The organism is Streptosporangium sp. NPDC005286, assembly GCF_040607515.1.
GTDB lineage: Bacteria > Actinomycetota > Actinomycetes > Streptosporangiales > Streptosporangiaceae > Streptosporangium.
This window is the reverse complement of sequence record NZ_JBEXGU010000043.1, coordinates 19,078-40,335: the sequence shown is the minus strand read 5'-3', so window position 1 is coordinate 40,335 and position 21,258 is coordinate 19,078. Positions and strand designations below refer to the sequence as shown.

General features: G+C 71.8%; 21 protein-coding genes and 1 riboswitch. Of the genes, 12 read left to right on the top strand and 9 right to left on the bottom strand.

Translation table 11 applies throughout. The annotated features are described in order from the left end of the window. The first annotated feature begins 150 nt into the window (after positions 1 to 150). Positions 151 to 471 carry a helix-turn-helix domain-containing protein gene (locus ABZU75_RS18130; RefSeq protein ID WP_355555283.1) on the top strand — a complete coding sequence of 107 codons (321 nt, stop codon included), beginning with the start codon at positions 151 to 153 and terminating at the stop codon, positions 469 to 471. 82 nt (positions 472 to 553) lie between these two features. Further along, positions 554 to 1,066, top strand: a complete 513-nt coding sequence (locus ABZU75_RS18125; RefSeq protein WP_355555281.1) for an O-acetyl-ADP-ribose deacetylase — start codon at positions 554 to 556, stop codon at positions 1,064 to 1,066. Between the two features lie 98 nt (positions 1,067 to 1,164). On the opposite strand, the gene ABZU75_RS18120 is transcribed toward ABZU75_RS18125, so the two are convergent. Next, the gene (locus tag ABZU75_RS18120) at positions 1,165 to 2,175 is read right to left on the bottom strand and encodes a GNAT family N-acetyltransferase (protein ID WP_355555279.1); all 1,011 of its coding nucleotides are present in this window, start codon (positions 2,173 to 2,175) and stop codon (positions 1,165 to 1,167) included. A 59-nt stretch (positions 2,176 to 2,234) separates the two neighbouring features. Further along, positions 2,235 to 2,454, top strand: a riboswitch (cobalamin riboswitch). 100 nt (positions 2,455 to 2,554) lie between these two features. Between ABZU75_RS18120 and metE the strand changes: the two genes are divergently transcribed. Then, on the top strand, positions 2,555 to 4,810 hold the full coding sequence (metE, locus tag ABZU75_RS18115) for a 5-methyltetrahydropteroyltriglutamate--homocysteine S-methyltransferase (RefSeq protein WP_355555277.1): 2,256 nt from the start codon (positions 2,555 to 2,557) through the stop codon (positions 4,808 to 4,810). A 205-nt stretch (positions 4,811 to 5,015) separates the two neighbouring features. Further along, positions 5,016 to 7,049 carry a hypothetical protein gene (locus tag ABZU75_RS18110; protein ID WP_355555275.1) on the top strand — a complete coding sequence of 678 codons (2,034 nt, stop codon included), beginning with the start codon at positions 5,016 to 5,018 and terminating at the stop codon, positions 7,047 to 7,049. Positions 7,050 to 7,053: 4 nt separating this feature from the next. On the opposite strand, the gene ABZU75_RS18105 is transcribed toward ABZU75_RS18110, so the two are convergent. Continuing rightward, positions 7,054 to 7,506, bottom strand: a complete 453-nt coding sequence (locus ABZU75_RS18105) for a DUF4345 domain-containing protein (RefSeq protein ID WP_355555273.1) — start codon at positions 7,504 to 7,506, stop codon at positions 7,054 to 7,056. Continuing rightward, entirely contained in the window at positions 7,503 to 8,321 is an 819-nt protein-coding gene (locus tag ABZU75_RS18100; RefSeq protein WP_355555271.1) for an NAD(P)H-binding protein, read from the bottom strand. Before ABZU75_RS18100 ends, ABZU75_RS18105 begins: the two co-directional genes overlap by 4 nt. A gap of 140 nt (positions 8,322 to 8,461) precedes the next feature. Between ABZU75_RS18100 and ABZU75_RS18095 the strand changes: the two genes are divergently transcribed. Together ABZU75_RS18095 and ABZU75_RS18090 are read left to right on the top strand one after the other, a co-directional pair. After that, the gene (locus tag ABZU75_RS18095; protein ID WP_355555269.1) at positions 8,462 to 9,460 is read left to right on the top strand and encodes an AraC family transcriptional regulator; all 999 of its coding nucleotides are present in this window, start codon (positions 8,462 to 8,464) and stop codon (positions 9,458 to 9,460) included. A 147-nt stretch (positions 9,461 to 9,607) separates the two neighbouring features. Then, entirely contained in the window at positions 9,608 to 10,330 is a 723-nt protein-coding gene (locus ABZU75_RS18090; RefSeq protein ID WP_355555267.1) for a neutral zinc metallopeptidase, read from the top strand. 30 nt (positions 10,331 to 10,360) lie between these two features. Here ABZU75_RS18090 and ABZU75_RS18085 read toward each other — a convergent pair whose 3' ends face one another. From ABZU75_RS18085 to ABZU75_RS18075, 3 genes are all read right to left on the bottom strand, one after another. Beyond that, positions 10,361 to 11,422, bottom strand: a complete 1,062-nt coding sequence (locus tag ABZU75_RS18085) for a class I SAM-dependent methyltransferase (protein ID WP_355555265.1) — start codon at positions 11,420 to 11,422, stop codon at positions 10,361 to 10,363. Between the two features lie 206 nt (positions 11,423 to 11,628). Further along, positions 11,629 to 12,522, bottom strand: a complete 894-nt coding sequence (locus ABZU75_RS18080) for a phosphatase PAP2 family protein (protein ID WP_355555263.1) — start codon at positions 12,520 to 12,522, stop codon at positions 11,629 to 11,631. 92 nt (positions 12,523 to 12,614) lie between these two features. Next, entirely contained in the window at positions 12,615 to 12,737 is a 123-nt protein-coding gene (locus ABZU75_RS18075) for a hypothetical protein (RefSeq protein ID WP_355555261.1), read from the bottom strand. A gap of 250 nt (positions 12,738 to 12,987) precedes the next feature. On the opposite strand from ABZU75_RS18075, the gene ABZU75_RS18070 reads away from it, so the two are divergent. Together ABZU75_RS18070 and ABZU75_RS18065 are read left to right on the top strand one after the other, a co-directional pair. Next, the gene (locus ABZU75_RS18070) at positions 12,988 to 13,680 is read left to right on the top strand and encodes a response regulator transcription factor (RefSeq protein WP_355555259.1); all 693 of its coding nucleotides are present in this window, start codon (positions 12,988 to 12,990) and stop codon (positions 13,678 to 13,680) included. Then, positions 13,674 to 14,900 carry a histidine kinase gene (locus ABZU75_RS18065; protein WP_355555257.1) on the top strand — a complete coding sequence of 409 codons (1,227 nt, stop codon included), beginning with the start codon at positions 13,674 to 13,676 and terminating at the stop codon, positions 14,898 to 14,900. Before ABZU75_RS18070 ends, ABZU75_RS18065 begins: the two co-directional genes overlap by 7 nt. Here ABZU75_RS18065 and ABZU75_RS18060 read toward each other — a convergent pair. Next, a complete protein-coding gene (locus ABZU75_RS18060; protein ID WP_355555255.1) occupies positions 14,849 to 15,550 on the bottom strand; it encodes a hypothetical protein in 702 nt (233 codons plus the stop codon). The two genes, ABZU75_RS18065 and ABZU75_RS18060, sit on opposite strands and share 52 nt — an antisense overlap. Here ABZU75_RS18060 and ABZU75_RS18055 point away from each other — a divergent pair. The 4 genes from ABZU75_RS18055 (at position 15,549) to ABZU75_RS18040 (ending at position 19,291) form a co-directional block, all read left to right on the top strand. Next, positions 15,549 to 15,758 (top strand): hypothetical protein, encoded by a 210-nt coding sequence (locus tag ABZU75_RS18055; RefSeq protein ID WP_355555253.1) that lies wholly within the window; start codon positions 15,549 to 15,551, stop codon positions 15,756 to 15,758. The two genes, ABZU75_RS18060 and ABZU75_RS18055, sit on opposite strands and share 2 nt — an antisense overlap. Before the next feature lie 86 nt (positions 15,759 to 15,844). Then, positions 15,845 to 16,438, top strand: a complete 594-nt coding sequence (locus tag ABZU75_RS18050) for an RNA polymerase sigma factor (RefSeq protein WP_355555337.1) — start codon at positions 15,845 to 15,847, stop codon at positions 16,436 to 16,438. Further along, positions 16,431 to 17,468, top strand: coding sequence for a CU044_5270 family protein (locus ABZU75_RS18045; RefSeq protein ID WP_355555251.1), 1,038 nt, complete (start codon positions 16,431 to 16,433; stop codon positions 17,466 to 17,468). Before ABZU75_RS18050 ends, ABZU75_RS18045 begins: the two co-directional genes overlap by 8 nt. Before the next feature lie 113 nt (positions 17,469 to 17,581). After that, positions 17,582 to 19,291: a heparinase II/III family protein gene (locus ABZU75_RS18040; protein ID WP_355555249.1), complete on the top strand. Its 1,710-nt coding sequence runs from the start codon at positions 17,582 to 17,584 to the stop codon at positions 19,289 to 19,291. A 146-nt stretch (positions 19,292 to 19,437) separates the two neighbouring features. Here the strand turns inward: ABZU75_RS18040 and hydA are convergent, their stop codons facing one another. Next, entirely contained in the window at positions 19,438 to 20,847 is a 1,410-nt protein-coding gene (hydA, locus tag ABZU75_RS18035) for a dihydropyrimidinase (RefSeq protein WP_355555247.1), read from the bottom strand. Further along, complete coding sequence (locus tag ABZU75_RS18030; RefSeq protein WP_350915395.1) at positions 20,844 to 21,248, bottom strand: gamma-glutamylcyclotransferase; 405 nt, start codon at positions 21,246 to 21,248, stop codon at positions 20,844 to 20,846. Before ABZU75_RS18030 ends, hydA begins: the two co-directional genes overlap by 4 nt. Between the last annotated feature and the right edge of the window lie 10 nt (positions 21,249 to 21,258).

Sequence of the window (21,258 nt, the reverse complement as noted above, 5' to 3'; positions counted from 1 at the left end):
CTCGAGGCGCGGGTCGCCGCCCTCGAGGCCGCGCTCACCGTTCCCAAGCCACCGGCGGACGGCGACGACACCGGCCTGATCACCTACGGCGGCCAGGCCAGGCTCGGCGGCTACCAGTGGCTGTGGGAAGTGGCCCGCAGCCCCGGCTGGTTGCTTCAGCAGCCGACCGGGCCGTTGGCCGCGGTGCTGGCCGCCGCCGGGCATCCGGCGCGCTTCGAGATCCTGCAGCTGCTGGTCGTCGGGCCCAAGCCGGTCGCCGACCTGCAGGCCGAGCTGGCCCTCGCCTCCCCCGGCCAGCTGTACCACCACCTCAAGACGCTGGCCTCGGCCGGGCTGGTCGAGCAGCCCGAGCGGGGGGTCTACCGGGTACCGTCACATGCGATCTTCCCCGTGCTGGCCCTGGCCGCCGCCGCGATCGACGTGGCCGAGCGCTCCGGCGCTCCGGTGAAACCTCACGATCTTCCTGGCTGAGGTTCAGCGGGTGCGCGAGGACCCGCGTCAAGCCGGTGGAATCGGCGCCGGGAATCGAGGTTCCGCTGGCAGACTCGACCTCATGCAGGTAACGCTGGTCCAGGGGGACATCACCGCGCAGCAGGTCGACGCCGTCGTCAACGCCGCCAACTCCTCGCTGCTGGGAGGCGGCGGGGTCGACGGGGCCATCCACCGGCGTGGCGGCCCCGCGATCCTGGCCGCCTGCCGCGAGCTGCGCGCCTCGCACTACGGCAAGGGGCTGCCGACCGGCCAGGCCGTGGCCACCGTCGCGGGCGACCTGCCGGCCCGCTGGGTCATCCACACCGTCGGCCCCGTCTTCTCCGCCACCGAGGACCGCTCGCACCTGCTGGCCTCCTGCTACCGGGAGTCGCTCCGGGTCGCCGACGAGCTGGGTGCGACCAGCGTCGCGTTCCCCGCGATATCCACCGGGATCTACCGCTGGCCCATCGACGACGCCGCCCGCATCGCGCTCGGCACCGTACGCAGCGCACCGACACAGGTCACGGATCTGCGGTTCGTACTGTTCACCCCGGACGCCTACGCCGTCTTCGAAAGGGCACTCGACGCCGGGTGAGGGGTGGCGAACCACTGACACAAAGGCTGCCGTGCCTGCCTCTCCAACACACCGGTCGCCTGAGCTCGCCGGCGAAGCCTCCCAGCCCTAACGAACCCTCAGGTGCCGTGAGGGCCCCGGGGCCGGGCGTCGAGCACGCGGGCCATGAGCCGTTCGTGGACGCCGGGGTCGTTGGTGTGCGGCTCGGACTCGCCGGTGGCCTCGAAGCCCAGGCGCCGGTACAGCCGGGCCGCCCCGTCGTTGCCGTCCACGACCCACAGCTCGACCCTCCGATGCCCGTGCTCGGCGGCCCACGCGACGACTTCCTCGACGAGCAGGGCACCGACCCCGGCGCCCCGCGCGGCCGGATCGACCCACATGCCGTACACCTCGACCGCCCCACCCCGGTCTTCGGGCACCCAGCCTCCGGCGACCCCGGCCACCCGGCCCTCAACGACCGCGACCGCCTTCACCCCGCGCTCCGGCAGCATCCCGGCACGCCACCGTGCCTCGTCGTACGCCTGTTCCCGCCCGAGTGAGGAGGAGAAGGCCTCCGGTGCGTCCGCCAGTGCCGCGAGCCGGACATCACGGAACGTCTTCCAGTCCTCGGTCGTCAGACGGCGGACCTCGGCCGGGCCCATCTGGAATGCATCTCGGTGCCCGGTCAGGGCCAGCTCGCCGACGACCTGATCGCCGCTCTTCTCGCCGGTCGGGCGAAAGCCGAGCCGGAGGTAGAAGCGCTCGGGCCCGTGCTCTCCCGGAGCCCAGGTAACCGTCGCGCGGGTCTGTCCACGTCTGCGGACCTCCGCGCACACGGACTCCACCGCGAAGCGGCCATATCCCCGCCCCTGCTGATCGGCGGCGATGTTCAGCCGCCAGATTCCACAGCGGGGCGTGTCATCCGGGTCGTCCGGGTTGAAACGGACCATGAAGAAGCCCATGACGAAGCCCACCAGCTGCTCGCCGTCGAAGATCAGTCGAGGCCAGGCGATCTCAGGCTGCGCGTACGCCTCGGCAAGTGACCACGCGACCGGGTCCACGAACTCCTCCTGGTCGGGTCGCACCTGCAGCCGGCACGCGGCCTCGACGTTGTCCGCGGTGACCTTCTCCAGGCGAAGCGACGAAGACATGCTGACAACCTACAGATCGTCTCCGAGAACTCAACGGGATAAATGCCGCCCGCCCGGTTAGACTCCTGGGCGCGGATGGTTCATCCAGGTCCCCGGGATCTGGATGTCGTAAGAGGGAACCCGGTGGGAATCCGGGACTGCCCCGCAGCGGTGAGTGGGAACGACCGCCGTCACCACGCACTGGGCCTTTGGGCCTGGGAAGCGACGGCCAGTAGGACATGCCTGTCCCAGGTGTGGCGCCCGCGAGTCCGAAGACCTGCCTCCGCCCGTGCGCCGTTCGGCGCGCGGTGGTCCGCGGCCTCGTGGGAGGGCCAGGGACGCGCGCCGCGCGCTCCTTCCCTCCTGCCCGGCCGCCCGTGGCTCAGCGAGGGAAGCTGCCATGCAAACGACGATCCTCGGATACCCCCGTATCGGGACACACCGGGAACTGAAGTTCGCCACCGAGGACTACTGGGCCGGGCGCTCCGACGCCACCGCCCTGGCGAAGACGGCCGAGGTCCTGCGCCAGGAGGTCTGGACGGGCCTGCGCGACGCGGGCCTCGACACGATCCCGTCGAACACGTTCTCCCTCTACGACCAGGTACTCGACACCAGCGTCATGGTCGACGCGGTGCCCGGCCGTTACCGGCACCTGACCGGCCTGGACCGGTACTTCGCCATGGCCCGCGGCGTCCAGGACGTCCCGGCGCTGGAGATGACCAAGTGGTTCGACACCAACTATCACTACATCGTGCCCGAGGTGGGGCCGGACACCCGGTTCCGGCTGGCCGACGGGGCACGGTCCAAGCCGCTGGCCGAATACGCGGAGGCCAGGGCCCTGGGGGTGGAGACCCGCCCGGTGCTGGTCGGTCCCCTCACCTATCTGCTGCTCGCCAAGGCCTCGCCCGGCGCGCCCGCCGAATTCCGGCCTCTCGACCTGCTCGACGAGCTCGTCGAGGTCTACGCCGACCTGCTGGAACGGCTCGCCGGGGCGGGCGCGCGGTGGGTACAGCTCGACGAGCCCGCCCTGGCCTCCGACCGGAACGCCGAGGAGATCGCCGCGCTCGCCCGCGTCTACGAACGCCTCGGCGAGCTGCCCAACAGGCCCCGGATCCTGGTGGCGACCTACTTCGGTACGGTCGACGCGGACGCGCTGCGCATGCTGGCCGCAACCCGTGTCGAGGCGGTCGGTCTGGACTTCGTCGCCGGGCCGGGAAATCTCGGCGTGCTCGCCTCCGTCGGCGGACTACCCCGCAAGACCGTCGTCGCCGGGGTGGTGGACGGCCGCAACGTGTGGCGTACCGACGTTCAGCGGGCGAAGGCGACCTGCGCGGTCCTGCTCGGCCTGGCCGACCAGGTCGAGGTGAGCACCTCCTGCTCGCTGCTGCACGTCCCGCTCGACCTGGACGCCGAGACCGCGCTGGCCCCGGCCGTCCGGGGTCGTCTGGCCTTCGCCCGGCAGAAGGTCGCCGAAGTCGTCGCCCTCGGCCGGGCCTCGCGTTCCGACGCCCCCGGCCCGCTCCCCGCCGCCGAGACCGAGGCCGAGGCCGCCACGGTCGACCACCGGGTCCGGGCCCGTCTCGACATGCTCGGCGACGGCGTCCGCCGTGGCGACCGGGCCGCGAGGTTCGCCGCCCAACGGGCCGCGCTACGCCTGCCGGATCTGGCGACCACGACCATCGGCTCGTTCCCGCAGACCCCCGAGATCCGCAAGGCCCGCGCCGCCCACAAGGCCGGGCAGCTCACCCACGCGGCCTACCAGCAGGCCATGAGGGAGGAGGTCGAACGGGTGATCGCCCTGCAGGAGGAACTCGGCCTGGACGTCCTCGTCCACGGCGAGCCCGAACGCAACGACATGGTGCAGTACTTCGCCGAACGGCTCGACGGATACGCCGCCACCGATCACGGCTGGGTCCAGTCCTACGGGTCGCGCTGCGTCCGTCCGCCGATCCTGCACAGCGATGTCTTCCGGCCGGAGCCGATGACGATCGGCTGGGCCACCTACGCGCAGTCCCTCACCGACAAGCCCGTCAAGGGCATGCTCACCGGCCCGGTCACCATGCTCGCCTGGTCGTTCGTCCGCGACGACCAGCCCCTGGCCGACACCGCCCGCCAGGTCGCCCTCGCCCTCCGCGACGAGATCCACGATCTGGAGGCCGCAGGAATCCGCATCATCCAGGTCGACGAGCCCGCCCTGCGCGAGCTCCTGCCGCTCCGCGGGGACGAGCACGCCGCCTATCTGGCCTGGGCCGTCGGCGCGTTCCGGCTGGCCACCTGCGGAGTCGCCGACTCCACCCAGATCCACACCCACATGTGCTACTCCGAGTTCGGGGAGATCATCGGTGCGATCGGCGACCTCGACGCCGACGTCACCAGCGTCGAGGCCGCCCGCTCCGACATGGAACTCGTCGCCGACCTGCGCGATGCCGGCTACCAGAGCGGCATCGGCCCAGGCGTCTACGACATCCACTCGCCCCGCGTCCCGTCCTCCGAGGAGATCGAGCAGAACCTGCGGCGCGCCCTTCAGGCCGTCGACCCGGCCCGCCTGTGGGTCAACCCCGACTGCGGCCTGAAGACCCGCGGCTACCCCGAGACCAGGGCCTCCCTGCGCAACATGGTCACCGCCGCCAGGGCTCTCCGCGTGCCGCAGAACTGATACCGGGTCGCTCGCCCCGTCGCCGGTGCCCGGCGGTGGGGCGAGTCTCCGGGATCGGAAACCGGCCGGCAGCGCGGCCTTCAGCTCCGGCGCCATCGTCCTGGACCACCGCCCGGCCGCCTGACAACCGCTGAAGCCGCCACGAGACAACCTCCTCTGGACGCAAACGATCAAAAGATGGCAGTGTTTGGGCAAAGGGGGCGATGTGCGGGTTGAGGACTTGTCCGATGCTGAGCGCCGGGTGTGGGAGGCGTTTCCAGTTGGGGAGGAGGTCGACTTCACCACCGGGAAGCCGGAGGAGGACGACCCGGCGGCAGGGGCGGCCTGGGACGAGGGGCGGACGGTCCGGGCCAGGGTGATCGCCGCCCTGCTGATGAGCGAGGAGCCGCCCCGGTCGCACCGGATCCCGGCGCTCCGGATCAAGGGTGCCCGGATCACCGAGTGGGTGAACCTGGCCTACTCCACCCTCCGCCACTCCGCCCGGTTCCTGTCCTGCTTCTTCGCGGAGAAACCCAGCCTGCACTGGGCGCGCTGCCCGCAGCTGAGCTTCAACGGCTCCCACCTGCCGGGCCTGTACGCCTCCAACGCGCAGGTCGACGGGCATCTGCTGCTGGAGGGATGCGTGTTCACCGGCCCGGTGGAACTGCGCGGAGCCCAGCTCGCCGGAAGCCTCACGCTGAGCCACGCGCGGAGCCTGGACATCGACTGCGACCGGCTCCAGGCGGGGCGGGGCATCGCCGCGATCGGGCTCGGCACCACGGACCAGGTCAGCTTCTCCAACGTCAAGGTGAGCGGCACCGTGACTCTGGATCATGCCCGTCTGGCGGCCTCCGGCCGGAGCGCGCTGAACATGGACGGGCTGATCGCCGACGGGAGCGTCTTCTGCCGGTGGATGACGGTCACCGGGATGGTCAGCCTGCGCAACGCCCGGGTGACCGGGCCGTTCGGCTTCACCGGGACCACGATCGACCATCCCGGTCAGATGGTCTTCCGGGGTTCCAGGATCACCGCCGAGGGCGGGCTGTACCTGGGCGCCGGGTTCACCGCGACGGGCACCGTACGACTGGCCAACTCGCGGATCGACCGGGAGCTCAGCCTGAGCGGCGCCCACCTGACCTGTCCCGGCGGTGACGCACTCCAGGCCGCGGAGCTGCAGGTCGAGGGGAGCTTCGACGCGGACGGGCTCAGCGCCGAGGGGCGGGTGGATCTCTCCCAGGCGCGCGTCTCGGGGTCGCTGAACCTGACCGGCACGAGCCTGTCCGCGCCCGGCGGGGTCGTGCTCGATGCCGACGGGGTGAGTGTCGGCGGCGGGCTGTCGTGCACCAAGGGGTTCCGGGCCGAAGGCGCGGTCCGTCTCGCCGACGCGCGCATCGGGACGTTCGCCGACTTCAACGGTGCCCGGCTGAGCAACCCCGACGGCCAGGCGCTCGACCTCGCCGGGGCGAGCGTCGGCGCCGGCCTGGAGTGCGGGCGCGGCTTCGTCGCCGAAGGGGAGCTCACCTTGATCGGGGCCCGAATCGGCCGGCATCTGTATCTCAACGACGCGACCCTGTCCGCACCGGGCGGCCGGGCCCTGGCAGCCTGGCAGTTGCAGGCCCGCGAGCTGTATCTGCGCCCCAAGCGGGCGCCCGAGGGCACCGTCGACCTGCGGCACGCCCAGATCGGGGTCATCCGCGACGACCCCGCCACCTGGTCACCGCGCCGCCAGGACGGTCTCACCTACGAGGCCCTGGACCCGACGCTGCCCGCCGCCCGGCGCCTGGCCTGGCTGCGGGACGACCCCGACGGATACGTGCCGCAGCCGTACGAGCAGCTCGCCGCCGTCTACCGGCGACTGGGTCAGGACGTCGACGCCCGTACCGTGCTGCTGGTCAAGCAGCGGCGGCAGCGCGCCGCGCTCCCGCGGTACGCGCGGGTCTGGGGATGGCTGCAGGACGTCACGGTCGGGTACGGCTACCGTCCGGTCCGTGCCGCCCTGTGGTTTCTGGCCCTGCTCGTCACCGGTGCCGTCGTGTTCGCCGTGCACAACCCGCCCCGCGCCGAACCCGGCAAGGGTCCCGCTTTCAACGCGCTGTTCTACGCGCTGGATCTACTGCTCCCGGTGATCGACTTCGGGCAGGAGAAGGCGTACCAGCCCGTCGGCGCCGGCCAGTGGGTCGCCTACGGGCTGGTGATCGCGGGCTGGGTGCTGGTCACCACCATCGCCACCGGCATCACCCGCACCCTGTCCCGCCACTGACCGCTCAGGCCGAGGTCTCTCGCCCGCCACGGTGGCGATACCGCACGAGGACGAAGACGCAGGCCAGCCCGATGACCATCTCCAGTGCGGCCGCGAGCACCAGCCCGCTCGCCGGTATCCCGTCCAGCGCGATGCTCAGCAGGCGGGACAGACCGTAAGCGAGGTAGGTCGCGGCACCGACGACCGTGGCGGTGAAGGCCAGCCGTGCGACGAACGCGCCGAGCATGATCAGCACACCGGCCGCCAGCAGTGCGCCGCCCGCGGCCCGGGTCTCGCTGAGCAGGCCGGCGTCGCTCCCGAGTTCGATGCCGTTGGTGCCGTGGAAGGCCGCGGGCGCGAACAGTGTCGCCGCGCCGATCCCGATCGCCACCACACCGGACACGAGCAGGACGAGTCTCAGCGGTCTCGCGTTCCGCATCTTCACCGCTCCCTCCGGCAGGTACGGCGGGCTCGTCATCTCCACACCCCGGAGGCGGCGGCCGTACGGCAGAAGTCGGTGAAGTCGCGGGGCTCGCGGCCGAGTGCCTCGCGCACGCCGTGGGCCGGCGAGGCGTTGCGTCCGTCGAACACCTCTTTGCACAGGTCCGTGAGCAGGTCGGCATAGCCGAGCCCGACGCTCTGCTCCAGGGCGGCGTGAAACACCTCCGGGGAGACGGCGACGTACTCGACCTGCCGGTCCGCGGCCTTCGCGATCTCGGCCGCGGCCTCGTGGAAGGTCAGCAGGCGCGGCCCGGTGAGCTCGTAGAGCCGGCCGGAGTGACGGTCGTCGGTGAGGGCGGCGACCGCGACGTCGGCGATGTCGTCGACGTCGACGAACGGTTCCGCGACCTCGCCGGCCGGCAGCGCGATCACACCGCCGAGCACCGAATCCCGCAGGTGGCCCTCGCTGAAGTTCTGCGAGAACCAGCTCGTCCGGATGAGCGTGTGGCTCAGGCCGGACTCGCTGACGATCCGCTCGCAGCGCTGCGCGTTGAGCTCGCCCCGGCCGGAGAGCAGCACCAGCCGCTGGACGCCCGCGTCGGCCGCGCACGCGGTCAACTCCTCGATCGCGGCCGGGGCGCCGGGCGCCGCGAGGTCGGGGAAGTAGGAGATGTAGACGGATTCGGCGCCGCGCAGCGCCTGGGGCCAGGTGTCGGGCCGTTCCCAGTCGAAGGGCGGGTCGAGGTGGCGCGAGCCGCCCCTGACCGGGTGGCCGCGCTCGGCGAGCCGTTGCACGATTCGCCGGCCGGTCTTGCCGGTCGAGCCGATGACGAGGGTATGGGGTCGCCGCATGCTCCGGATGCTCCTTTGGTTGCTGGTGAGTCCAGTCTTGTGCGGCACTTCTGGACTAACAATAGAAAAAAGTCCGTCCTTCTTTGCTGTTCGTCCAGCCTTGTGGACGGTTGGTCGAGAGCGGTGACACCATGACGGCTATGCCGAGTGCCCCTCGCCCGTTCCCGGCTCCCGCCGACCCGCTGGGTGAGACCCTGCACCTGCTCCGGCTGACCGGCACCCTCTACTGCCGTGCCGAACTCACCGCGCCGTGGGGCGTCGACGTACCGGCGCTCGACGGGTCGATGACGTTGCTGGTCGTCACCGCGGGCCACTGCCGGCTGGAGGTCGACGGAGCCGAGCCACGCCTGCTCCGGCAGGGCAGCCTCACCCTGATCCCGCACGGCACCCCGCACCGGCTGCGGAGCGGTCCCGACGCCGACACCGAACCGCTCTTCGACATACCGGTCGAGCAGGTCAGCGAGTGTTACGAGATCATGCGCCACGGTGGCGGCGGGGATTGCACGCACGCCACCTACGGTGTCGTGCGCTTCGACCATGTGGCGGCCCAGCGCCTCGTCTCGCAGCTTCCCGAGGTGCTGCACATCGACGCCTGGGACGACGACGCCAACTGGCTCAACAGCACGCTCCAGTTCATCTCCCGCGAGGCTCTCGCCCTGCGACCGGGCGGGGAGACCGTCATCACCCGGCTCGCCGACATCCTCGTCATCCAGGCGATCCGCTCCTGGCTCGACTCGGCGCCCGAGGCGAATCAGGGCTGGCTGGCCGCCCTGCGCGACGAGCAGGTGGGGCGGGCGCTCGCGTTGATCCACCGCGCGCCCGAACGGCAGTGGAGCGTCGCCTCGCTCGCGCAGGAGGTCGGCATGTCGCGCTCGGCCTTCTCGGCGCGCTTCACCGACCTGGTCGGCGAGCCCGCCATGCGCTATCTCGCCCACTGGCGCATGCAGTTGGCCCGCATGCACCTTCGGCAGACATCGGAGCCGCTCTCGGTGGTCGCCCGCCGCTTCGGCTACCGGTCCGAGGCGGCGTTCTGCCGCGCGTTCAAACGGACCTTCGGCGTGCCGCCGGGGAACGCCCGCCAGGCGGCGGACGACGTGAGCCCGGCGGCGCGAGGATGGGACGGCGCCTCAACACGCTGATCCGCCGATCGCCACCCGGACGACGGGCCGGCGCGAGCCGCGTGCGCGGCAACGGCGCCAGGAGTTCTAAGCTGTCCGGTCATGCGCTTCCTCCCGCCCCGCGCCGGTTCCCGGCGGTCTCTCCGACGTTGGGTCCCGCTGGTCGCCGTGTGTCTTGCCGTCCTGCCCGCCGGAGTCGCGCAGGCCTCCGCCCCCAAGCCCTCGTTGCTGAAGTCCGGCAGGCTGGCGGCCACCTCGTGCCCGGAGCCGCCGCTCGTCGACAGAGGCGTTCCGCAGCCGGGCGAGTACCTCACCGCGGTCATGAAATGTCTGAACACCTCGTGGTCCGCCCACTTCGCTCGGGCCGGGCTGCGGTTCCGCACGCCCACGGTCCGCCTCTACTCCGAGCCCGCGCGGCGCGTCTGCGGAATACCCTGGCCCCAGGGCGCGGACGCCTTCTACTGCACGAAATGGGCCACGCTGGTGTTCCCGCTCACCGGTGCCTGGATCGAGGATCGGACCGATCTGTACCCCTTCAAGGTGGCGGCCCACGAGTACGGCCACCACCTGCAGAGCCTCACCGGCGTCAGGGACCACTACGAGAGGCGCGTCCGCGCCGACCACACCCGCCAGGCCGAACTCGGCCGCCGCTACGAACTCCAGGCCGACTGCCTGTCGGGAGTGTTCCTGGGCAGCGTGCGGGACTCCCTGCCGCGTACCGAGCAGGACTGGAAGGCACTGTCCGAGACGCTCCGCGCCAGCGGTGACGAGGGTGAGCGCCACACCCACGGCAGCGGCGCCAACCGGGTCCGCTGGTTCGAACGCGGCTACCGCGCGCTCTCCCCCGCCGCCTGCGACACCTGGACCGCCGCCCCGCCCCGGGTGTCCTGACCCGCGGGGGCCGGCGCGGACCGACGGCCGCTACGGTTTCAGTTCCAGGACCAGGTTGAACGGGGTGGCGGTCGCCTGGCAGGGCCGGGTGAAACCCGCCTGCCGGGCCACCTCGAAGAGTCGTTCCCGCCCGGCCTGCGCGCCCAGGGCCTCGGTGCCGCCCTGGGCGAGCGCGTTGGGTACGCAGATGGTGGCCGAGGCGTTGAAGAAGAGCCGGCCCACCGGGTTGAGGTCGTCCGGCAACCGCCCGTGCGCGAACGGCTCGACCAGCAGCACGGTGCCGTCGGGTGCCAGGGTGGAGTGCACGTGCCGTAGCGCGGCAACGGGGTCGCCCATGTCGTGCAGGCAGTCGAACAGGCAGACCAGGTCGTAGCCGGCCCCCGGATAGTCGTCGGCGTAGGCCGTCTCGAAACTCACCCGGTCCGTGACCCCGGCCTGCAGTGCCAGCTCGCGGGCCCGCACGATCGAGGGCACGTGCGCGTCGAAGCCGGTGAAGCGCGAGTTCGGGTACGCCTCCGCCAGCACGATGGTCGAGGCGCCGTGCCCGCAGCCGACGTCTGCCACCAGGGCCCCGGCGGTCAGTTTCCCCTCGACGCCCGAGAGTGCGGGAATCCAGCTGTCTCGCAGGTGGGCGGCGTATCCGGGGCGGAAGAACCGCTCGGTGCCGTTGAACAGCGCCCGGTCGTGGTCGGGCCAGGCCAGGTTCCTGGCACCCCGGTAGGCCTCCGCGATCCCGGCCTCGTCGCGGTAGACGGAGGAGATCAGTTCGGCGAGCCCGGTCATGAACACCGGGCTGGTCTCGTCGGCGAACACCGTCGCCTGCTCGTCGGTCAGCGTGTAGGCGCCGTCCTGGTAGCGGACGTATCCGGCACACGCCTGGGCCGCGAGCCATTCGGCGACGAGCCGCTCATTGGTGCCGGTGCGCCAGGCCAGGTCACCGGGGCTGAGCGGGCCCGCCCCCACCATCGCCTTCCACAGGCCCAGCCGGTCTCCGAGCACGACCGTCGCCGCTCCGAAGGCACCCCCCAGGTCGAGCACGACCTGGTCCACGAGCCTCTGCAGCCCGGCCTCGTCCATCGGAGCCTTCCCCATCGGTCCGTGTGATCGCCCGCGGGACTCAGGGCGAACTCCGTACGGGCTCTTCGAGTCCGCCCACCACGCGGGAGAGGTCGGCGAATCCCCGCGCGACCACCGTTCCCATCGTAGTTCCGGCCTTTCGCACCTCCCGGAAACGGATGTTCAACGTCGCGCAACGGCTCCTTCGGCCTCGGATCAAAACGTCCGGGATCAAAACGGGATCAAAAGCGTCCGCTGTGGTGGCCGTTGTCCGATGTCTGCGGGAGATCGGCCCGGAAAGGACGGAAGTAATGTGGCTCAGCGGGCAGATTCCCCGCCGGCTGACCGTGCTGGAGGGAAGGGCCGGCCCGGTGCCTGCCCGCGGGGGCGGCCGGACGGCGACCGTACCGGCCCTCGGGGTCGGAATCGTTCCGGCCCAGGCGCTCGATCAGCGGCGACACCAGCCGCAGCGCCGGCGGCGTGAGCGCGAGCAGCACCGCCACCACCACGCCTGCGGCGAGGATCACACCGGCGAGCACGTCGTGCGGGTAGTGGACCCCCACCATCACCCGGAGCAGCGCCGCCACCGCGGCCAGCGGCAGGGTCACCGCGGCCAGGCGGGGACGGAGCAGGGCCAGGCCGACCGCGAGTCCGGCGGCCAGGGTGGCGTGGTTGCTGGGAAACGACCAGTCCCCCACCTCCGGGCACTCCGCGATCGCCGCCGCGGCTCCCGGTACCACCCGGCAGGGGCGTTCCTCGATCACCATCAGCTTCACCGTCTCGCTGATCGCGTAGGCGGCGACGGTGCCCACGCCGATCATAACGGTTCCGGCGACACCGCGTACGTCCCCTCGGCGCAGGGCGATCCACCACACCAGGACGAGGATCAGCCCGAGGAGCACGAGGGTGCCTTCGGTGGCCATCTCCATCGCCGTGCTCGCCCACGAGGGTGCGTTCGCCACCGCCTCGGTCACCGATCGGTACCCGGAGGCCGAGGCGCCTTCCACGACCTTCGCCGGACCGGCCCCGCCCGTGCCCTCCGGCGAAAGCCAGGCAACGACTCCGGCACCCACGCCCAGCGACACGGTCGCGCCCAGCAGCCGGTTGCGGAGATTGTTCCCAGCGTCAGTCTTCATAGCGGTTGATCATAAGAAGGACCGTGGGATAACACCTAAATGAACAGTGATCAAACCTGAGATGAACCTCAGTCCGACCGGTACCATCGCCGTCACCTCACCGGATCGGCGATCACCGCGAGCAGCGGCACCGGCTCCTCGGCCTCGGCCGGGCCTCGGCGACTCACCGAGCGGCGGACCCCCCTGGGCGGCGCCGGCAACAGAGATACTTCCAAGCGGACTCCACGCGGGACGCGGCCTGCCGCTGACACCCGCACAACGCTTCCGCACGGCTCCGTCGTGTTCGAGCCGGCGTGACACGTCCGGTGAGTCCCGTCTGCCAGGCCGGCTCGAATGCCCATCCCGCGCACACGCCGTCCGCCACGCGGCGGAGCGCGGGTCCGCCACACGGCGGACGGCCGGTCACCCGCGTCTCGTACGGGGAGGGTGGCCGACGCGCGGCCGACCTCTTGTAGCCTGCTGTGCATGCCTGGTAGGACAAACGATCTCGCGCGGATCAGGCTGGTCATCGCGGACGACCAGGCCATGATCCGCACCGGGCTGCGGTTCGTCGCAGAGACCGCCGCGGACATCGAGGTCGTCGGGGAGGCAGCAGACGGATTGGAAGCCCTCTCCGTGACCCGGCGACTGCGACCGGACGTGCTGCTGATGGACATCGCGATGCCCAGGCTGGACGGTCTGGGCGCCGCCCGGCGGCTGCTCGCGGACCCGCATCCGCCCAAGATCGTCATACTGACCACCTTCGGCACCGACGAGAACCTGCACGCCTCGCTCCGTGCCGGAGTCAACGGTTTCCTGCTCAAGACCTCGCCCCCCGAGCAGCTCATCGAGGCGGTACGGGTGGTGGCGGCCGGCGACGCGCTCATCGACCCGGCGGCCACCACGCGGGTGATCGCATCGTTCGCCGCACGCCACGAGCCGGTCGCTCCGCCCGAGCTGGCCACCCTCACCCCGCGTGAGCTGGAGGTGCTGCGCCTGCTCGCCCGAGGGCTGTCCAACCTCGAAATCGCGCGGGAGTTCCAGATAGGCGACGCGACCATCAGGACCCACGTCGCCCGGCTGCTGCACAAGCTCGGCCTGCGCGACCGGACCCAGGCCGTCGTGTTCGCCTACGAGGCCGGGGTCGTGCGACCCGGGCAGCAGGGCCTGCCGTGCTGAGGAGACTGCTCGGCGACTGGCGGCCGACCCGGATGGATCTCCTTCTCTCCCTCGCCGTGGGGATCACCGGCCTCGTCGAGTCCTTCGGCCGCCAGGGCTCCCAGCCCGGCCAGATCAGCGATCCGGTGCCGATGGCGGTGGGGGTGGTCGTCACCGGGACGCTGCTGCTGCTCCGGCGCAGGTTCCCCACGACCCTGCTCCTCGCGCTGATCTCGATCGGCCTGGCCGTGCGGGCGGTGGCGGGCAACGACTACTACGCCGCCTGGCACTTCTACTCGACGCTCATCCTGGTCCACACCGTGGCCAGCGCCGCGGAACTGCGGAGCCGCCGCGGGCTCGCGGGGCTGGCGTGCGTGCTGGCGGCGTACGCCGGCCTGCAGATGCAGGTGTTCCAGAGCAACGACATCGCCGAAGTCATGATCACCGCCGTCTTCATGGGCGTGGCGTACGGGAGCGGCATCCTGCTGCGTCGCCAGATCGACCGGACGTTGCGGCTGGCGGAACGCGCCATCCGCCTGGAGATGGAGCGCGAGGAGCGGGCCCGGCTGGCGGTGGCGGAGGAAAGGACCCGGATCGCCAGGGAGCTCCACGACATCGTCTCGCACAACGTGAGCGTGATGACCCTGCACACCGGCGGGGTGCGGATGCGGCTCGGCGAGGACCACAAGCTGGAGCGCGACATGCTGCTCGGGGTCGAGCGGGCCGGCCGCGAGGCGGTCGAGGAGCTCCAGCTCATGCTGGGCGTGCTCCGCGGGACCGGGGACCTGGACCCCGGCGCGTCCCAGCCGGGCCTGGAGCGGCTGGACGAGCTGGTCACGCAGGTCAGGGAGGCCGGGTTGGACGTCCGCCTCCGGATCACCGGCGAACCGCGCCCCCTGCCGCCGGGACTCGCGCTCTCCGCCTACCGGGTGATCCAGGAGGCTCTGACGAACGTGCTGAAGCACTCCCCCGCCGCCGGTGCCGACGTCGTCATCGCCCACAGCCTGACCGGGCTGGATGTGGAGATCACCAACGACGGCACCGGGGGCGGGCGCGGCTCGGACGGACAGCGCTCGGACGGACAGCGCTCGGACGGGCAGCGCCCGGGTGGGCACGGTCTGGTCGGGATGCGCGAGCGGACCGCGATGCACGGTGGCGAACTGTCCACCGGTCCCGTCCCGGGCGGCGGTTACCGGGTGGTCGCCCGATTCCCGCTGGACGCCCCGGCGGCGACCGGCTGAGCCGCCTCCCGCCCGGCCCACTCCGCGTCGCTCATCCGCAGCATCCGCAGCCCGATCACCCCGGAACCGGCCAGGTAGAGCAGGCCGCCAACGACCGTGCCGATCGGGAAGATCAGGGTTCCGAAGATGCCCGCGATGATCGCGAAGGGTGCCCACCACGGCCCGTGGCCGGCGTAGGCCAGGGCCAGGCCGAGCAGGAACAGGCCGAGCAGCCCGAGGAAGCCCGGGATCTGGAACCCGAAGGTGGCGCCGGGATCGGCGAACGCCTGCTCGGCGAGCATCTCGCCCTGGGCGGGCGGCAGGGCGCGTTCGAGCCGGGAGTAGAAGAAATCCCCGAGCATCAGTCCGGAGAAGTTCACCACGCCGAGCAGCGCGAGACCGCCGGCGAGGTGGCCGAAAACGACTCCCCTGTGCCGGATCAGGTGGATCATCCCGATGATTCCCGGGATCATCAGCACCCAGCTCCAGTGCAGGAGCGAGGCGCTGACCGAGACCTGCTCCGGATACCTGCCGTAGACGCCGGTGGTGTCACCGCCCTGCCGCAGGGCCGGGTCGACGATGGCGCCCGCGATGTAGAGGAGTGGCGCGACGATGAGGCACACCCCCGCCGCCCATCTGCGGAAACCGAGTGGATTGGAGAGCGATGGCATGAGATCTTCCCTTGCGTTCCGGCCCGCACCCGGACGGGCGGGGATGAGGCCGGGAACGCTAGGCGACGACGCGGCGCGTGTCGTCCTCCTCATGGCCTATCGTCGCTCCGCCATCCGGCGGACCGCCTACCCCGCCGATCGCGACACGAGCCCGGCCCCCAGCGCGGGGCTCACCGCGCTGGGCGCGATGCGCGGATCCGGACCGTGAAAGCGAATCGGCGGATCGGGCGATAGAGAGGGACCGCCGTTCGCGTTCGAAGGATTGCACATGACGGGAAGACCATCGTGACCGCGATGTCCTGGGCCGCCCATCCGGCGGAGGACGCCCAGGTCGTCCGGCTCTCCCTCGACGAGTCCGAGCGGTTCAGCGCGATCTTCGACACCTACTTCGGCGAGATCCACCGCTACGTCGCCCAGCGGCTCGGCGCCGACGCCGCGGAGGACATCGTCGCGGAGACGTTCCTCACCGCGTTCCGCAAGCGGGCGCAGTACGACCCGTCGCGGGCCGGCGTGCGGGCCTGGCTGTACGGCATCGCCACCAACCTCATCGGCAGGCACCGCCGCGTCGAGGTGCGAACGTTGCGCGCACTCGGGCGCCACGGCCCCGACCCGGACACCCCGGGGCACGAGGAGCACGTCACCGTGCGGGTCAGCGCGGAAAGCCTGCGGCCGAGTCTCGCGGCGGCCCTGGCCGGGCTCCACCAGCGAGATCGCGACGTCCTGCTCCTCGTCGCCCTGGCCGGGCTGAGCCACGAGGAGATCGCCACCGCCCTGGGCATCCCGTACGGGACGGTCGGGTCACGGCTGAACCGGGCCAGGAAGAAGCTGCGCGCCACGCTGGGCGAGACCAACCCGATGCTGGAGTCCGAGGAGGCCGATCGTGGATGAGCTGAAGACGGTCCGCGAGCTGTACGGCGAGCCGCGGCTCGATCCGCTCCTCAAGGCCAGGGTGCGCGGGTTGCTGACCGACGAGCCCAGGAGGCGACGGTGGCGGCTGTCATGGACCGCGGCCGTGGCCGGCCTCGCGGCCGCCGCCGTGGCGGTGGCGATCGTGGTTCCCGGCATGACCGGGGAGGCGGAGGCGCCGAACCGGGTCGCGACGATCTCCGGGCGATCGGTCCTGCTCGCGGCGGCGACCACCGCCGAGTCGGACCCCGCGTCGGCGAACGCCTACTGGCGCGTCAGGAAACTGCACCGGCAGACGTACCCGGAGCAGCTGGGCAGGGGGGCGAACCGTTACTGGGTGGTGGAGTCACGGCTCACCGAGCAGTGGGTCGCCAGGGACGGCCGGGTCTGGTCCGCCTCCCGGGCGCTGGGGGCGCGCCCGGGAAGCGTGGCCGACGAGGAGGCCTGGCGTCGCGACGGCTCCCCCGCCGAGTGGTCGAGCCAGGGGGAGGTACTCTCCACCTCGCCGGAGAAGGGCGAGCTCAGGGCCATCACCGGCAGGGTGCCCTTCAGCATGGCCGGTCATGAGATGACCTTCGAGCAGCTCCAGAGGCTCCCGGTCACCCCCGCCGCGTTGCGGGACTGGGTCACCGAGGCGGTGAGCGACGTTCCGGCCGGCACCATCGACGGTGTCGTCGCGGACGCGCTCAGCGGCCTGCTGTGGAGCAAGCCGTCGCCGCCGGACGTGCGCGCGGCCGCCTACCGTGCGCTGGCCGAGCTGCCGAACATCCGGTATCTGGGCAGCGCCACGGACGAGCGGGGCCGGGCGGGAGCCGGGTTCGCCTTCACCGTTCAGCCTCCCGGGGCGCGGAACGGCGCGGCCGTGCAGCGGACACTGATCATCGATCCGGACAGCTCCCAGGTGCTCTCCTCCACGGTCGCCGGCCGGCCGGGAGTCAGGGGTGAGCAGGTCGAGCTGGTCCTGGAGGCGGGCTGGACCGATGAGCGGCCCGCCGTTCCCGAACTTCCCTAGCCCGCCCGGGTTGCCGGGGGGAACCACGCCTTCACGCTGACGACCCGTTCGCCCTCGTAGTGCCTTCACGAGTGCGCGCGTGGGCCGTCCGAGACATCCTTTGGAGCAATCGCTTGTTTTGGCATGCCCGTACGGCGCTCGACCTGATCAGGAATCGTCCCGGAGCGCCCTCCCTGGCGACGAGCGAAGGACCGGTCATCTGCCCCGCCGACCGGTTTCCCGCGATCAAGGTGTCCGAGGTCATGGCGGGCCGGGTCAGGCTCGTCGGCCTGCCCCCCGTCGACCTGGGCACCGACATCGACTGGCGGATCGACCCGCACCGGAACCGCTCCTGGACGCTGAACCTGCACGCGCTGCGGTGGATGGGAGGGCTGATCGCCGAGTACGAGCGCTCCGGCGAGGCGGAGTACCTCGACCGCGCCACCCGGATCGCCGAGGACTGGGCACGCGCCAATCCCCGTGGCGCGACCGGTATCAGTCCCTGGGCCTGGGCCGAGCACCCGGTCGCGCTACGCGCCCCGGTCCTGGTCTGCCTCAGCGCGCACGTGCGCGACGACTGGCTGTCGAAGAGCCTGGTCGAGCACGCCGAGATCCTGTCCGACCCCGCGCTCTACCGGCGGGGTCACAACCACGGCCTGGACCAGGACATCGCGCTGCTGACGGTCGGCTGCCGTCTCGGCCAGGAGCGGTGGAAGGACCTGGCCGTCCGGCGGATGACCGACTCGGCGGAACTCGCCATCGACGCGCAGGGCGTGCTGCACGAGCAGGCTCCGAGGTACGGGATATACGTCCACCGGCGGCTGGGCACCGCGATCGAGGCGATCAGGGCGTCCGGGGCCGAGGTCCCCGCGGGGCTCGTCGCGCGGCGCGACTCGCTGGAGACCTACATCAGCCATGCCACTCAGCCCGACGGCCGCCTGGTGCCGATCGGCGACAGCCCGGCCGACACGCGCCCGAGCGGTTTCCGGCACGGGAAGGACACCGTGCAGGTGTTCGACGACGGTTACGTCTTCGGCAGGACGGCATGGGACGACCCGGAGTCGGCCTTCTACTCGATCAGGTTCGGTACCGGCCGCCGGCTGCACGGTCACGAGGACCATCTGGGCGTCACCTACCACGCCCACGGCCGGGACATCCTGGTGGAGGCGGGTTTCCACTCCTACGAGCGGACCGGCTACCGGAGGTGGACCATCTCCCCCGAGGCGCACAACGTGCCCGTCGTGGTGGACGCGGACCTCCGCGAGGGGACGGCGACGCGCCTGGTGAGCTCGTCCGTCGCCCCGGCGCGGCAGTGCTACCGGTTCACCGACACCGCGTACGGCGTCAGCCGTACGCGGTCGGTCCTGGTCGGCCACGGCGCCGACCTGATGGCCGTGCTGGACTCGGTCCCGGCGGGGTCGGCGCTGCGCAACCTGTGGCACTTCGCCCCCTCGCTCACGGTGGTCTCCAACCGTGACGGCCAGGTGGTCCTGGCCGACGGGGAGTGGCGGGTGACGCTGCTCCAACTCGCGATGCCCTCGGGCCGGCCGCTCTGCGGGCAGGCCGTGCGGACCGAGACGATCGCCCTCGGCTACCTCAGGCAGGCCGAGGCGACGACGGTCCTGTCCCCGCCCGCCGAGTCGGTGCTCACCCTGATCGTGCCCGGCACCGGCGACCCCGAGGTCGCCCGGTCCGGCGGACGGCTGAGCGTCCGCACTCCCGGCGGCCACGTCTCCCTACGCTGGGACCCCGACCTGGGTTTCGCCGACCGGGTTCCGGTGCGAACCGACGATCGCCCCAGCGACCGCTTCGGCGCCGATCAGGTGAACACGACGGTACGGTGACCGCTGAGAAGGACGCGCCGCCGAACATACCACTGGACGGCCCTGGCCAACGTGCGGGACTCGACGCCCCTGTCCGGCGCCACCAGGTCCTCCGCCGATGCCGATGGGATCGCCCCGGCCAGCGACTGCCGGCCGGGGCGCCGTCGTCACGGGGCCGTGCGTCCCAGTGCCGGGGTGAGCGAGATCGGTCCGGCGGGCAGGTGCCGGCCGCGGGGGACGGGGTCGGCCAGGATGCCGTCGTGGACCACGACCCGGCCGCCGACCAGGACGGTCCGCGGCCTGCCGGTCAGGGTCATGCCCTCATACGGCGTGTAGTCCGTCGCCATGTGCAGGTCGCCGGCGCTCACCCGCCACCGGGCGGCCGGATCCCAGATCGCGATGTCGGCGTCCGAGCCCGGCATCAGCGTGCCCTTGCGCGGATACAGGCCGTTGGTCCTGGCCGGGTTGGCGGCGGTCAGCTCGACGAACCGGGTGGCGGGCAGCCCTGCCCCGGCGACGTACTCGGAGAAGATCACCGGTAGCCGGGTCTCCACCCCGGGCAGGCCGTTGGGCATGGCCCGCACGTCGGTGCGCCGCGACTCCTTCTGCGCCACGTCGTAGCAGCAGTGGTCGCTGCCGATCGTGGTGATCTCCCCGGTGAACAGGTGGCGTCCCAGCGCGTCGACGGCCTGGCGGGAGCGGAGCGGCGGGCAGCAGACGAACCGCTCCGGAGTGGGGCCGTCATAGTTGCCGTCGTCCAGCACCAGGTGGTGGGCGACCGACTCGGTGAACGCCGGCACGCCGCGCCGCCTGGCCGCCGCCACCAGCTCGACCGCCTCGGCGGTGGACTGGTGCACGAAGTAGACCGGCGCCCGCAGCGACTCGGCGATGGCCAGCACCTCGGCCACCGAGGCGGTCTCGGCCAGTTCGGGACGGGTCGCGGCCATGTGCCCGGCGCCGATCCTGCCGCTCGCCGCGCACCGTTCCTGGGTGTCCTCGATGATGTGGTTGGCCTCGCAGTGGATCACCACCATGCCGCCCAGGTCGCGCAGCGTCCTCATGGTCCGCAGGATGGTGTCCTCGCCCGCCATGGTCTCGCCGCGGTAGGTGGTGAACATCTTCACCGTGGGCATGCCGTCCGCGACCAGCGCGCCGAGCTGGTCGGGAACGGTCTCGTCCCACTCCACGACGCAGGCGTGCAGGGCACTGTCACACAGTCCCCGATCAGCCTTGGCCCGCTGGGCGTACGCCGCGTCGGCGGGTGCCTGGCCGGGCCGTGGGATGGCGAAGTCCACGATCGTGGTGGTGCCGCCGAACACCGCGGCCGTCGTGCACCTGGTGTAGTCGTCGAGCGAGGTGAAGTCGCCGGAGGTGAAGCCGACGTGGCAGTGCGGGTCCACCCCGCCCGGCATGACCAGCCGCCCGGTCGCGTCGACCTCGGTCGCGGTGCCCGGCGCGGGCGTGCCCGGCTCGGCCAGGGCGACGACGACACCACCGGCCACGAACACGTCGGCGGGGGCGGACCAGCCCGCCTCGACCACCGTGCCGCCCCGCACCACCAGCTCGGCGTCTCTCATCCGATCGCGCCCTGCGTCCGGCCGGACGCGAGGTAGGCCCGCCAGCCGCCGGCCGTGCTGATGTCGGTGACCCCCGGCAGGGTCAGCGACCCGTCGCGCATCCGCATGGACAGCGATCCGCTGCCGTCGGCGAGCTCGATCACGCTCAGCTCCAGCTCCTCGGGCTCGTTCGGCAGCAGGTGCTCGCGCAGGATCTGGTAGCTCACCTCGTACAGCTCGCCGGGCACGGCGTGCCCGTCGGAGGTCACCGGGTACAGGCCGGGGAACTCGTCGCGCACCGAGTAGAACCGGTAGCGGGGGGCGGTCTCGACGGGTCCGACGAACACCGCGCCGCTCAGCGCGGTGTTCAGGCTGCCGCCCGACATCGCCTGGCCGTTGACGAACATCCGCAGATTCTCCACGGGTCCTCCT

Excerpts from the sequence above, each read along its gene's own strand:
- ABZU75_RS18125 (WP_355555281.1), top strand. The coding sequence starts at position 554 with ATGCAGGTAACGCTGGTCCAGGGGGACATCACCGCGCAGCAGGTCGAC.
- ABZU75_RS18120 (WP_355555279.1), bottom strand. The coding sequence starts at position 2,175 with ATGTCTTCGTCGCTTCGCCTGGAGAAGGTCACCGCGGACAACGTCGAG.
- metE (WP_355555277.1), top strand. The coding sequence starts at position 2,555 with ATGCAAACGACGATCCTCGGATACCCCCGTATCGGGACACACCGGGAA.
- ABZU75_RS18105 (WP_355555273.1), bottom strand. The coding sequence starts at position 7,506 with ATGACGAGCCCGCCGTACCTGCCGGAGGGAGCGGTGAAGATGCGGAAC.
- ABZU75_RS18100 (WP_355555271.1), bottom strand. The coding sequence starts at position 8,321 with ATGCGGCGACCCCATACCCTCGTCATCGGCTCGACCGGCAAGACCGGC.
- ABZU75_RS18095 (WP_355555269.1), top strand. The coding sequence starts at position 8,462 with ATGCCGAGTGCCCCTCGCCCGTTCCCGGCTCCCGCCGACCCGCTGGGT.
- ABZU75_RS18085 (WP_355555265.1), bottom strand. The coding sequence starts at position 11,422 with ATGGGGAAGGCTCCGATGGACGAGGCCGGGCTGCAGAGGCTCGTGGAC.
- ABZU75_RS18080 (WP_355555263.1), bottom strand. The coding sequence starts at position 12,522 with ATGAAGACTGACGCTGGGAACAATCTCCGCAACCGGCTGCTGGGCGCG.
- ABZU75_RS18070 (WP_355555259.1), top strand. The coding sequence starts at position 12,988 with ATGCCTGGTAGGACAAACGATCTCGCGCGGATCAGGCTGGTCATCGCG.
- ABZU75_RS18055 (WP_355555253.1), top strand. The coding sequence starts at position 15,549 with ATGAGATCTTCCCTTGCGTTCCGGCCCGCACCCGGACGGGCGGGGATG.
- ABZU75_RS18060 (WP_355555255.1), bottom strand. The coding sequence starts at position 15,550 with ATGCCATCGCTCTCCAATCCACTCGGTTTCCGCAGATGGGCGGCGGGG.
- ABZU75_RS18050 (WP_355555337.1), top strand. The coding sequence starts at position 15,845 with ATGTCCTGGGCCGCCCATCCGGCGGAGGACGCCCAGGTCGTCCGGCTC.
- hydA (WP_355555247.1), bottom strand. The coding sequence starts at position 20,847 with ATGAGAGACGCCGAGCTGGTGGTGCGGGGCGGCACGGTGGTCGAGGCG.